This is a genomic window from Butyrivibrio sp. VCB2001 (genome assembly GCF_000423965.1).
Taxonomy (GTDB): Bacteria; Bacillota; Clostridia; order Lachnospirales; family Lachnospiraceae; genus Butyrivibrio.
In genome coordinates this window covers 96,779-109,781 of sequence record NZ_AUIZ01000002.1, presented here as the reverse complement: position 1 = coordinate 109,781, position 13,003 = coordinate 96,779, and the positions used below count along the sequence as shown (strand labels likewise).

12 protein-coding genes and 1 tRNA gene are annotated in these 13,003 nt (G+C 43.9%); 12 read left to right on the top strand and 1 reads right to left on the bottom strand.

What is annotated here, in order from left to right; translation table 11 throughout:
• Nucleotides 1-23: 23 nt before the first annotated feature.
• From G589_RS18710 to G589_RS0103220, 11 genes are all read left to right on the top strand, one after another.
• A complete protein-coding gene (locus G589_RS18710; RefSeq protein WP_022764539.1) occupies nt 24-923 on the top strand; it encodes a carbohydrate ABC transporter permease in 900 nt (299 codons plus the stop codon).
• A complete protein-coding gene (locus G589_RS0103265; RefSeq protein ID WP_026521092.1) occupies nt 920-1,753 on the top strand; it encodes a carbohydrate ABC transporter permease in 834 nt (277 codons plus the stop codon). The genes G589_RS18710 and G589_RS0103265 overlap by 4 nt, the downstream gene beginning before the upstream one ends.
• A 21-nt stretch (nt 1,754-1,774) precedes the next feature.
• Nucleotides 1,775-2,998, top strand: coding sequence for an AGE family epimerase/isomerase (locus G589_RS18705; protein WP_051192147.1), 1,224 nt, complete (start codon nt 1,775-1,777; stop codon nt 2,996-2,998).
• Complete coding sequence (locus G589_RS0103255) at nt 2,967-4,142, top strand: glycoside hydrolase family 130 protein (protein WP_026521091.1); 1,176 nt, start codon at nt 2,967-2,969, stop codon at nt 4,140-4,142. Before G589_RS18705 ends, G589_RS0103255 begins: the two co-directional genes overlap by 32 nt.
• Nucleotides 4,142-5,161, top strand: coding sequence for a glycoside hydrolase family 130 protein (locus G589_RS0103250; protein ID WP_051192146.1), 1,020 nt, complete (start codon nt 4,142-4,144; stop codon nt 5,159-5,161). Before G589_RS0103255 ends, G589_RS0103250 begins: the two co-directional genes overlap by 1 nt.
• Nucleotides 5,162-5,169: 8 nt before the next feature.
• On the top strand, nt 5,170-6,378 hold the full coding sequence (locus tag G589_RS0103245; RefSeq protein ID WP_035775257.1) for a hypothetical protein: 1,209 nt from the start codon (nt 5,170-5,172) through the stop codon (nt 6,376-6,378).
• 71 nt (nt 6,379-6,449) lie between these two features.
• Complete coding sequence (locus G589_RS18700) at nt 6,450-7,430, top strand: type I phosphomannose isomerase catalytic subunit (protein WP_035775254.1); 981 nt, start codon at nt 6,450-6,452, stop codon at nt 7,428-7,430.
• Entirely contained in the window at nt 7,427-9,109 is a 1,683-nt protein-coding gene (locus G589_RS0103235; RefSeq protein WP_026521088.1) for a phospho-sugar mutase, read from the top strand. The genes G589_RS18700 and G589_RS0103235 overlap by 4 nt, the downstream gene beginning before the upstream one ends.
• Before the next feature lie 19 nt (nt 9,110-9,128).
• Entirely contained in the window at nt 9,129-9,758 is a 630-nt protein-coding gene (locus tag G589_RS0103230) for a GDSL-type esterase/lipase family protein (RefSeq protein WP_242826408.1), read from the top strand.
• Between the two features lie 58 nt (nt 9,759-9,816).
• Complete coding sequence (gene efp, locus G589_RS0103225; RefSeq protein WP_022769501.1) at nt 9,817-10,374, top strand: elongation factor P; 558 nt, start codon at nt 9,817-9,819, stop codon at nt 10,372-10,374.
• Between the two features lie 143 nt (nt 10,375-10,517).
• Nucleotides 10,518-11,423: a DUF5688 family protein gene (locus tag G589_RS0103220; RefSeq protein WP_026521086.1), complete on the top strand. Its 906-nt coding sequence runs from the start codon at nt 10,518-10,520 to the stop codon at nt 11,421-11,423.
• Between the two features lie 4 nt (nt 11,424-11,427).
• On the opposite strand, the gene G589_RS0103215 is transcribed toward G589_RS0103220, so the two are convergent.
• Nucleotides 11,428-11,499, bottom strand: a tRNA-Arg gene (locus tag G589_RS0103215).
• 145 nt (nt 11,500-11,644) lie between these two features.
• On the opposite strand from G589_RS0103215, the gene G589_RS0103210 reads away from it, so the two are divergent.
• Nucleotides 11,645-12,970 (top strand): SH3 domain-containing protein, encoded by a 1,326-nt coding sequence (locus G589_RS0103210; RefSeq protein WP_026521085.1) that lies wholly within the window; start codon nt 11,645-11,647, stop codon nt 12,968-12,970.
• Nucleotides 12,971-13,003 lie beyond the last annotated feature (33 nt).

Genomic DNA, 13,003 nt, shown 5'->3' with positions numbered 1-13,003 from the left:
TTAAAACCAAGGAGGATGGGGCAATGAAATGGCTTAAAAGTAGAAAGGGACAACAGACTGTAATAATAATCAGCTTTATCACTGTCCCATTACTTCTTCTTGCTATCTTTACCTACCTGCCCTTTGCGCAGATGGTACAGTTTAGCTTTTACAAAATGAAATATCTTACACCACCGGACAAAAGAGTTTTTGTGGGATGGAAAAACTATATTGATGTGTTTACCAGAGACGATTGTTTCAAGGCATTAAAGCTCAGTTTCTATTACTGCGCCGGTGCACTGTTTCAGCTGGCACTGGCACTGTTTCTGGCAACGATCTTAAGCTTTGGGGTAAAGGGCGGAAACATCTTTAAAGGAATGATGTTCTTTCCTTACCTCATAAGCGGAATTGCTATCGGTTTTATCTTCAAGTTCTTTTACACAAGAGGATTCGTCCTTGATTCAATATTGGGGATCATTGGAGTGAACAAGGACATTCTTCCCTACTGGTTAAAAGATCAGAGTGTAAATAACTGGTCCCTGGTGGCGACCTCTGTATGGCGCTACTTCGGACAGAACATGGTCCTTTTTATCGGAGCAATCATGTCGGTGGATGCTGAACTCTATGAGGCAGCTTCCCTTGACGGAGCAAATCGCTTCCAACAGTTCTTTCACATAATTCTTCCGAGTATCAAGACCATTGTCACCTTAAACGTGATCCTATCAATAACCGGATCCTTAAGTGCTTTTGAACCTCCGTTTGTAATAACGGGAGGTGCTAACGGAACAGGAACCTACTTCGTTATCATGAACGAGATTGCACATGTCACGCAGAAAGTAGGACTTGCAAGTGCCATGGCTGTGGTACTTCTGGTGATCATATTCATAGTCACCATATTGCAGAAACTGTTCTTTAAATATGTTTTCAGAGAGGCAGACGCATGAAGATAAGAAAGCTATTCATAAACATAATTAAATACCTGATCCTTGTATTCTTTGCGTTTGCAGCTGTGGTACCTGTAGTATCCTGCATATTTACGGCTTTCAAGACATCGGAGGAGTATCAGACAACAAATGTAATTACACCTCCCTCAAACTGGTTATACTTCAATAACTTCGTCAAGGCCTTTCAGACAGCAAACATGGGCAGGGCATTTATGAACTCTCTCATAGTAATGGTGGTTGTTCTCGTTGTCTCTGTCGTAGTCGGAACGCAGCTTGCTTATGTACTGAACCGCTTTGAGTTTTTAGGAAATACCCTCATAAGAAATCTGTTTTTGTTTGCATCACTCCTTCCGTCAATTGCCATGCAGGTTACGGTGTACAAGATCATGAGTACCTTGGGATTTGTAAATCACCTCTACGGCTACATCATCATGATGTGCGGAACTGACGTCATCTCCATTTATATCTTCATTCAGTTTATGGAGAATATATCAAATTCAGTGGATGAGTCGGCAATCATAGACGGTGCTTCCTACTGGACGGTTTACTGGAAAATAATCCTTCCGCTTCTTAAGCCGGCGGTTGTTACAGCGTGCATATTAAAAGGAGTATCGGTCTATAACGAGTACTACTGCGCCAATCTTTATCTTATGGACAAGGAGATACGAACCATGTCCACTTCCCTTTATACCTTTGTTGGTCCTATGGGAAGCCAGTACAACCTGATCTGCGCAGGTGTCCTTATTTCGATCTTCCCGGCGTTTTTAGTATTTATCCTTTGCCAGAAGCAGATTTACAGCGGAATAACGCAGGGTGCAGTTAAGGGATAAAAGAGTTTTTGAGGTTTTGAAATGTTACAGGAAATACAAAAAGAATTAACGGAACATATCATACCCTTCTGGAAGGGACTTAGAGATGATGAATACGGCGGCTACTACGGCCTTATGGATTTTGATCTGAAGGTAGATAAAAAAGCTGAGAAAGGCGCAATACTGAACAGCCGCATTCTCTGGTTCTTTTCAAGGGCATTTAACGAGTTAAAAGACATATCGCTTCTTGAAGAAGCAGACCACGCCTACAGGTTTTTAAAAGAGAAACTTGCCGGTGATGGAACAAAGGGAATCTGTTGGTCCGTTACCTATGACGGCAAGGTTCTCGACAGTACAAGACATACTTACAATCAGGCATTTGCCATATATGCTTTATCGGAATACTACAGAGCTACGGCTGAACCGGAGGCGCTTAATCTGGCGCACAAGCTCTTTTTCCTGATAGAGGAGATGTGCAGGGACAATGACGGCTACCTCGAGGCTTTTGATGAAGACTTTAATCTTCTTCCCAACGACAAGCTCTCTGAGAACGGAGTTATGGCTGAAAGAACCATGAATACAGCGCTTCACGTGCTTGAAGCCTACACGCTCTTATATGATGTGACAGATGACCTTGGCATCAAAAAGTGTATAGGAAAGAAACTCTCAGACTTGCTCCTTATCTTTAAGGACAGGATCTACAACAAAAAGAAGCACAGGCAGGAGGTCTTCTTTGACATAAACTACAACTCTCTGATAGACCTTCACAGCTTCGGCCATGATATTGAAAGCTCCTGGCTTATCGACCTTGCGCTCGATACTCTTGGCGGTGAGTACCTAAGAGCAAAAGATGCAGAGGAGATCCGGAGTATGACCCTTGATATGGTGGAGAACACCTATAAAAAAGCCATGGTTGATGGATCTTTTGTAAATGAATGCGAAGCCGGAGTAAGGGATGATACCAGAATCTGGTGGGTGCAGTCGGAGGCCATGGTAGGGTTTGTAAATGGCTACCTAAGAAGCGGAAAGCCTGAGTATTTGCAGGCTGCAAAGAGCATATGGCAGTACACAAAGAGCCATATCATCGACAAGAGAGAGGGCTCGGAGTGGTTCTGGCAGGTTGATGAAAATGGAAATCCGGGCAAAAAACCTATAGTAGAGCCCTGGAAGTGTCCCTACCACAACGGCAGAATGTGCTTTGAAATGATAAACAGACTTAAAAAAGGAGCAGCAGATGATTCACGAAAAGTATTACGAGGAGCTTGAAAAGCAGGAGAGGCTTATTACAAGGAAGAATGAGCCGTCTGATTTTTATAACGGTCTGTATAACAGATATAAATATCCTGTTCTTACAAGAGAACATATTCCGCTTACCTGGAGATACGATCTTGATAAAGACGAAAATCCCTACTTCATGGAGAGACTTGGCGTAAATGCAGTCATGAATTCGGGAGCTATCTATCTGAACGGGAAATATTACCTTGTTGCACGAATTGAGGGAAATGACAGGAAGTCATTCTTTGGAGTTGCAGAGAGTGAGAATGGAATAGATGGATTCAGATTTTGGGATCATCCGGTTCTGTTGGAGGATACCTGCAAGGAAGAGACAAATGTTTATGACATGAGACTTACCCAGCATGAAGACGGATATATCTACGGAGTTTTCTGCTCGGAGAGTAAGGATACATCTGTAAGTGACCTCTCTGCAGCAGTGGCTTCGGCAGGAATTGTAAGGACAAAGGATCTAAAGAACTGGGAGAGACTTCCAAATCTTGTCACCTTGAGAAGCCCCCAGCAGAGAAACGTTGTTCTTCATCCTGAATTTGTTGATGGCAAATATGCCTTCTATACAAGACCGATGGATGATTTTATTGAGACAGGAAGTGGCAGTGGAATCGGATTTGGACTTTGCAGTGATATCACTCAGGCAGTGATTGACGAAGAGAAGATGACGAGCCTTCGTAAGTATCACACCATCACCGAGGCTAAGAACGGAGCCGGTGCCGTGCCTATAAAGACAGCAAGAGGATGGATACATATAGCTCACGGAGTCAGAAATACAGCAGCAGGGCTCAGATACGTTCTCTACTGCTTTGTGACAGATCTAAAGGACCCGTCCAAAGTGATCGCTGAGCCGTCAGGTCTTTTAATAGGACCCAGAGGTGATGAGAGAGTAGGGGATGTCTCCAATGTTGTGTTCACGAACGGAGCGATAGTTAATGAGAAAGAAGAGGTGTTTATCTATTATGCATCATCAGATACACGAATGCATGTTGCAACAACCACAGTGGACAAGCTTCTTGACTACTGTTTCAAAACCCCGCAGGATCCCGGCAGGTCGGTCCTGTGTGTAAGACAAAGAGACGATTTGATAAACAGAAACCTTGAACTATTAAGGAGAGAAAACTAATGAAGTACGAGATTTTCGGACCCGGAACAGAGCGCATGCCCTGGCAGGATAAGCCTGAGGGACTTAAGGGAGCTCCTATCTGGAGATACAATGCCAATCCCATAATTGACAGAAATCCTGTGGAGGGAGTTGCAAGAATATTTAACAGCGCAGTAATGCCCTATGAGGGCGGATTCATAGGAGTTTTCAGAGGAGAGCAGACAAACGGAATTCCTGCTATCTACATGGGCAGAAGCGCAGATGGAATTAAGTGGGATATTGATAGTGAGAAGATTCCTTTTACGGATGAAGAGGGAAATCCCTTCATGCCACAGTATGCATACGATCCGCGTCTTGTAAAGGTTGAGGATGATTACTATATCATCTGGTGCCAGGATTTTTACGGAGCATCCATAGGAATAGCAAAGACAAGAGACTTTAAGAAGTTTGTGAGAATTGAGAATCCTTTTATTCCCTTTAACAGGAATGCAGTTCTTTTTCCAAGAAAAATAAACGGAAATTATATGCTGCTCTCAAGACCTTCAGACTCAGGTCACACTCCCTTCGGAGATATCTTTATAAGTGAGAGCCCTGATATGACTTACTGGGGAAAGCACAGACATGTCATGGGACCAAACGAGAACTGGTGGGAATCGCTTAAGATAGGCGGAGGAGCAACTCCGATTGAGACAAGCGAAGGCTGGCTTTTGTTCTACCACGGTGTTACCGGAACCTGCAACGGATATGTGTATTCCATAGGAGGAGCAATCCTGGATATAGACAATCCTTCTGTAGTTAAGTACAGGTGTGAGACATTTCTTTTGACTCCACAGGAGTGGTATGAGGAGAGAGGCTTTGTGCCCAATGTATGCTTCCCATGCGCAACAGTACAGAACAGGGAAACAGGTCAGATCGCCATCTATTACGGAGCTGCCGACAGCTATGTTGGCCTTGCATTTGGTTATACCGATGAGATCATTGACTATATTAAGGAGCACAGTAAAACTTCCGAGACGGACCGTGAGATCGGAAGGCGGTGATTTGAGCGATGAGAGAAAAACCAATCATCACTTATTCAAAAGAGCCTGTGCTGGAGCCCAAAGAGGGCTGTGCCTGGGCGGATACGATGGTGCTGAATCCTGCGCTGGTTCTTGATGAAGACGGAAAGACCATTCACATGCTATTTCGGGCAACAGGTCCCTGGCCGGAGGCTAATCTTAAAGGGAAGTCCGATCCATATCCGATATTCCTTGGATATGCAAAGAGTACCGATATGGGAGAGAGCTTTACAGCTGACTTTGAAAGACCTGCTCTTGCCCCGAAGCTTGCCTATGATGAGCAGGATATGTACGTGATAAATGATAAGGGAGAGAAAGTCATTAACTATGCCAACGGGTGCATAGAAGATCCAAGGCTCTTTTACATAGGAGCGCAGCTCTATCTGACCGTTGCCTGCAGACTCTTTCCTCCGGGACCTTACTGGGAAGGGGATAAGAGAAAAGACAACCTGCCTGACTGGGTTATGGATCCGGACTCTCCGGTGGGCGTTCTTGCCAGGAGAAATGATACTGTCACGGTTCTTTATAAAGTCAATCTTAATAAGCTAAAAGAAGGAAAATACGAAGAAGCATTCTCTTATGTAGGACCGCTTACGGATGGGAATCTTAGTGATAACAGGGACGTTTTCTTTTTCCCAAAGAGAATGAATGTAGGAGGAGCACAAAGGCTCGTTATGCTCCACAGGCCTGAGAGAAGCTACGAGTTTCCAACGGGTGAAGGTGTTATGACGCCTGCGATTTTCCTCTCGGCAGCAGATGAGTTTGAGGATTTTGCTACTAAAAGCGCTACTCACAGACTGCTTGCCAAAAGTGAGTTTGACTGGGAACAGGAGAGAGTTGGAGCAAGCTTTCCTCCAATAGATATCGGGGATGGAGAGTGGCTTGTATCCTATCACGGAAAAGAACTTCCGAATTATGGCTACACTCAGTCCTTCATGATACTTAAGGAAAGAGACGGTGACTTTCCTGAGATAAAACACCGTATGTCTGAAAGGCTGATTTATGCGAGGCAGAAGTGGGAGCTTCCCGATAAATTCCCATGCCCCTGCATTTTTACAACCGGAGCGGTAACGATTGGCGATGAACTGATCATGGGCTATGGGGCAGCAGATCAGAAGATCGGCATAGCAAAGGTTAATTTAAAAGACCTCGTGGACTATGTTCGCGGGTTTGACGAAGACGGAAACAGGACGGATTGACCAAGTAAACAGCGATTGAATTTGCGGTTTTGCAATCGCTGTTTTTTTGTTGCCCAAAATTGGAGGAGAGAATGAAAGAAAACAATCTTGAGATACTATTTTTGGAGCCTGTCTGTAAGCACACCATCTGGGGTGGTACAAGGCTGAAGGATGAGTTTGGATGCAATGAAGAAGGAAACGATATAGGAGAGCTGTGGGGAATATCGGCCCATCCAAGCGGTGATGTAACGGTGAAAAATGGAAAGTATAAGGGCATGCATTTATCTGAGCTATGGGAGAAGCACAGAGAGCTTTTTGGAGATGAGGAAGGTGATGTGTTCCCACTCCTTGTCAAGATCATTGATGCCAGAGACGACCTCAGCATACAGGTGCATCCCGATGACGGGTATGCTGCAGAACATGAACACGGGGCTCTTGGAAAGACCGAATGCTGGTATGTCCTTGACTGTCCGCCTGAGGCAAGTCTTGTTCTCGGGCACAGCGCCAGAGATAAAGTAGAGCTGGATGAGCTTATAGATCAGGGCAGATGGGGACAGCTTATAAAAAGAGTTCCCGTAAAGAAAGGGGATTTTTTGCAGATAGATCCGGGAACAGTGCATGCGCTTACGAAGGGCTGCCTTATCCTGGAGACTCAGGAAAACAGTGATATCACCTATCGCGTATATGATTACGACAGACTTGAAGACGGGAAGAAGAGAGAGCTTCATCTTGAGCAGAGTAAGGACGTCATCATGACTCCGGCAAGACCCATAGAAGAATGCCTGGTTCCTGCGTGCAAAAGGGACAGAAGAGCAAACACTCTTCACAGTATTTATGGATGTGAGCATTACCACGTCTATGAGATGAAGGTTGAAGGACGGGCACGGATCACTGGACTGTCTGAATTCATGCTGGTAAGTGTTGTGGAAGGATACGGTGAAGTGGATGGATGCGCCATCTCAAAGGGAGATAGCTTTATCATACCAGAGGGATATGAGAAGGCGTGCTTTAAAGGCAGCATGAAGATCATAGCTTCAACGCCGGGACAGAAGGAACAAAGGAGAATAGGATGAAAAGAGATTACAGAGATGAATTCAGAAGATGGAAAGAAGCAAATCTTCTTGATGATGATCTTGTGGCTGAACTTAATGCTATGGAAGAAAATGAAGCAGAGAAGGAGGATGCATTTTATAAGAATCTGGCCTTTGGAACGGGTGGGCTAAGAGGCGTTATAGGCGCCGGCACAAATCGAATGAATGTCCATACTGTTATAAAGGCCAGCAAGGGAATAGCTGATTATTTAAACGACGAATTTGGTGATGAGAAAAAGAGCATCGCTATCTCTTTTGACTCAAGGATAAAGTCGGAGCTCTTTGCAAATACAGCTGCGAAAGTCTTTGCCGGATGCGGAATCGATGTGTACATATATAAAGAGCTTATGCCAACGCCCTGCTTGTCTTTTGCAGTAAGAAAACTTGGGTGCAAAGCCGGAGTCATGATCACGGCCTCCCACAACCCTGCCAAATATAACGGTTACAAGGTATACGGCTCTGATGGATGCCAGATAACCACCGAGGCTGCAGAAAAAATTCAGGGGTATATTGATAAAACAGATGCACTTGATGTGAGAATGGTCAGTGAGAGTGATGAAAGGATTTCTTTTGTACCTGATGAAGTCTATGAATCTTTTATCAATGAGGTGTTAGGACTCTCGTTGATCGGCGAAGAAGATGGCGATAAAAGTGCGAAGATAGTCTATACTCCTCTAAACGGAACCGGAAGAAAGCCTGTTACAGATGTGCTTAAAAGAGCAGGATTCATGGACGTTAATGTGGTGAAGGAGCAGGAAAAGCCTGACGGGAATTTTCCTACCTGTCCGTATCCAAATCCGGAGATTCCGGAGGCTATGAAGCTTGGAATGAACTGTGCAAAGCAGATTGGAGCAGATCTTCTTTTGGCGACTGATCCCGACTGCGACAGAGTTGGAGTTGCGGTAAGAGATAAAGAAGATTTTGTCTTGCTCACCGGAAATCAGGTGGGATGTCTTTTGCTGAACTACGTATGTGAGCGCAGAGTTAAGTTGGATACAATGCCGAAAAATCCTGTTATGGTCAAGACCATTGTCACCAGTGATCTCGGTGAAAAGATTGCTGATCACTACGGCGTAAAGACCGTCAATGTCCTTACGGGATTCAAGTTCATCGGAGAGCAGATAGGTCTTTTGGAATCACAGGGCAGAAAAGATGATTATGTCTTTGGATTTGAGGAGAGCTGCGGATATCTTTCGGGCACTCATGCAAGGGACAAGGACGGAGTTAACGCGTCTCTCCTTATTTGCGAGATGTTTGCATATTATAGAAAGATGGGTAAGAGCCTTGTCCATGTACTTGATGAGCTCTATGAAAGATACGGCTACTATCTGAATACACTCTATAGCTTTGAGTTTGAAGGTCCCAAAGGACAGGAGAAAATGAAGAATATCATGGAGAAGTTCAGAAGCCTTAAAGGAGAGCTGTGCGGCCAAAAAGTCGCCCTGACCCTTGATTATCTTGATGGAGTAGATAATCTTCCAAAGTCAGATGTCCTTAAGTTCTCTCTTGAAACAGGTGCAGGCATAGTCGTAAGACCCTCAGGCACAGAGCCCAAGATCAAGATATATCTCTCGGTTCCGGGAGATGATAGGGCCGGTGCACAGAAAGCGGAAAAAGAATTGTCTGTTCTGATTGAGGAAAACATAACTACTGTGGTATAAAAGAATTATGAATACTTATATGGTTGAAAAATACAGGCATCTGAATAGGGGCATAAGGAAAGGACAGACTCTGTTTGTGGGTTCATCTCTTATGGAGCATTTTCCTATAAATGAGATTCTGGTAAACAGAGGACTTGACCTAGCAATCTACAACAGAGGCATAAGCGGATACACAATCCCTGAGCTTCTTGAGTCCATGAATGAGCAGATCTTTGACCTTGAGCCTTCTGTCATCTTTATTAATATCGGTACCAATGATATCAGCAGACCTGAGGAGACCAAGGAGGATCTGTACAGGGATTATAAGGAAGTTCTTTCTCAGATAAAAGAAAGACTCCCTTTGGCTTTAGTTTATATGATGGCGTACTATCCGGTAAATCCGGCTCTTGCCAAGGAAATTCAAGCCTGGCCTGAGGCAGCAGAGGCAGCGAGACTTCGCAAAGAGCGTCTTCCCGGGGCCAATGATGTTGTAAAAAAGCTCGCGGCAGAATATTGCTATGAGTATATAGATGTAAATGAAGGTCTTTATGATGACGCGGGAGAGCTAAAGCGTGAGCTTTCAACTGACGGAATTCATATGTGGCCCGAGGCTTATGAGATTATTTTTGACAACATGAAGGATTACTTGTCAAAAACAGTTGAAAAATGATTAAGGATAGTTTATACTATCTTAGTTGTTTGAGTTATGTATTTTAGGAGGAATATTTATGATTTCTGCAAGTGATTTCAGAAATGGTGTAACCATCGAGATCGATGGCAACGTATGTCAGATTATTGAATTTCAGCATGTTAAGCCTGGTAAGGGCGCTGCTTTCGTAAGAACCAAGCTCAAGGATATCATCAATGGCGGTGTTAAGGAGACAACCTTCCGTCCTACTGAGAAGTTCCCTGCAGCTCGTATTGATAAGAAGGATATGCAGTATCTCTATCAGGATGGCGACATCTTCAATTTCATGGATTCAGAGACTTATGAGCAGATTGGTCTTACTAAAGATCAGATCGGCGATTCTCTCAAGTTTGTTAAGGAGAACGAGACCTGCAAGGTTATGTCTTACAACGGCAACGTATTCGCAGTTGAGCCACCTATGTTTGTAGAGCTTACAATCACAGAGACAGAGCCTGGATTTAAGGGTGATACAGCTACAGGTGCTACTAAGCCTGCTACTGTTGAGACAGGTGCTAACGTATCAGTTCCTCTTTTCGTTAACGAGGGAGACGTTATCAAGATCGACACAAGAACTGGTGAGTACCTCTCCAGAGTTTGATAATACGTAACCATATCTGACGCAGTAAAGGTCATATTTTAATAGAAACTAATTAAGACAATAGGATTTTCGGCATTAAGCGCCGAGGGACTATTGTCTTTTTCTTTTGCAAAAAAATTGATTTTAAAGGAGATTATACAGATATGGAAATTAAGGAATTTAGCCGTGTAATGGCAAGAGAAGTAAGCGATAAATTAGGTGAGGGTGTTCAGATTGAGTGCACTGAGGTTTTAAAGAATAACGGAGTTGTGTACCACGCTCTTACAATCAGAAAGCAGGGACAGAACGTTGCTCCCACGATCTACATCGATCATATGCTTGAGAAGTACAACAGAGGAACTATGCTCATGTCGCTGGTTGATGACGTGGTAGGTATGTATAACCAGTGTGCGCCGGCTGCAGATACAAAAGTGGACTTTTTTGATGATTTTTCAGTGGTTTCAAAGCATCTTTTCTTCAAAGCGGTGAATTATAAGAAAAATGAGAAAAAGCTTGAGAATGTGCCTATAAAGAGAGTATTGGACCTGGCGCTGGTTCCCCTTGCACTGTTTGAGCATCCAAGCCTGGGATCGGGCACAATAATGATTGAGAATTCACATCTTGATATATGGGAGATTACAGAAGAGGAGCTATGGGAGAATGTAATTGAAAATGCGCCCGGATTTCAGCAGGTCAAGATAAAGGGAATCATGGATGTACTTGAGAAAATGACCGGGATGCCTGCTCCGATGCCTGGCGGAGGGGATGAACTCTGTGGCATATATGTGATATCAAATAAAGAAGAGTGCCTGGGGGCTGCCACTATCTTTTATCCCGACGTACTTAAAGACCTTTCTGAGGACTTTGAGAGCGATATTTTTGTTATACCCTCATCAATCCATGAGTGCATTGTGATCCCTGATACGTTCCTTGGACTTGATGTGGAATATCTTAGAAGAATAATTCATGAAGTCAATGTAACTACTGTGGCTGATGAGGAAATCCTTAGCGATAATCTCTACAAATACGACAGGGACAGCGACAGACTCTTTATCGTAAAAGAGGCATGAAAAATGCACCCGACTGGACTCGAACCAGCAACAAAGGCGTCGGAGGCCTACGTTTTATCCATTAGACTACGGGTGCAACATAGATTATGATACCACACAAATGAAGGCGCGTCACTAGTGACGCTTAGCACAATAGAGCCCTCAAACTTGACTTGACCTGGGTTTCCCTATAAAATCATTTTGGTGGTTTGCGCCAAACCAAAATTTCGAGGTTTTATTTTATGAGAAAAAAGAAGAACAGTGTAACAAATTGGAGAAATGAAAAGAAGGATATATTTGCTATCCTTGGTGATAATAAGAAATTCCTGATGCCGGCAATACTTCTCGTAGCAGTAGTAATTACAGTGGTCATCGCAGTAAGTGCCAATCACAGAGCAACAGAGATTGCAGCCAACACTGCCACTGAGGCAGAATCTACTACCTTTGAAGTAACAGAAGCAACAATGGAAGAGAATGCTTATCCTGAGGTCAATGCTTTGGTAGAGAGATACTACGCGGCTTCCGCTGCAGGAGATGCAGAAGCTCTTGCTGAGATTTACAAAGGCCTTGACGAGACAGAGATCCTTAAGGCTGTTGCTACTTCGGAGTACATCGACAAGATCGATAATATTACAGTGTATACCAAGCCCGGTCCTGTTGAGGGAAGCTACGTTGCTTATGTATACAATGAGGTTAAGCTCTTTGACTATGAGGGCAAGGTACCCGGTCTTGAGACGTTGTATATCTGCACAGACGAGAACGGAAATCTCTACATCAACGGTGATATTGCAGATGCAGGAGAGCTTGATTACATTAAGCAGATAAGTGTACAGGCAGACGTTATTGACCTCAATAACAAGGTTGCATCACGCTATAACGAGATGGTCAGCGGCGACGAGGCTCTTGCAGAGCTTCTTACCAAGATGCGTTCAGGAGTTCAGGTTTCCGTAGGAGAAGCTCTTGCTACATCAGAGGCAACAACTCCTGATGAGAGCGCAGTTGAGGAATCATCTACAGAAGAGACAGAGCCCGGCAAGACAACCATTACAACCAGGATCATCAAGGCTACAGATGTTATCAATATCAGAAGCTCCGATTCAGAGACTGCAGATATTTTGGATAAGACTACACAGGGTCAGGAGTTTAAAGAACTTGAAGCTCTTGCAAACGGCTGGAGTAAGGTTGAGTATAAGGGCAAGGAAGCCTATGTAAAGACTGAGTTCTTCGAGGTTGTATCTGAGGAGACAACAGTAGTTGATAACAGTGAAGAGAATACAGAAGAGGCTGACAATGCATCTGCTGCAGCTGCTTCTTCAGCAGCATCAACGGATTCATCAGCTGCTGCTTCAACAGAGAGCTCAACCAAGGTTTCATCAGCCAAGACCGGTAAGATGACAGTTACAGATTCTGTTAAGTTCCGTAAGGGACAGAGCACTGACAGTGAGGCTATTACTACAATTTATGCCGGATCAACTGTAAATGTTATCGAGCAATATGCCAGCGGATGGGCTAAAATAGAGTATAATAATAAGACAGGATATATTAAATCCGAGTTCCTCAAAGACTGATAAATACATATTCCTTCCAAGGAGGTAACATCT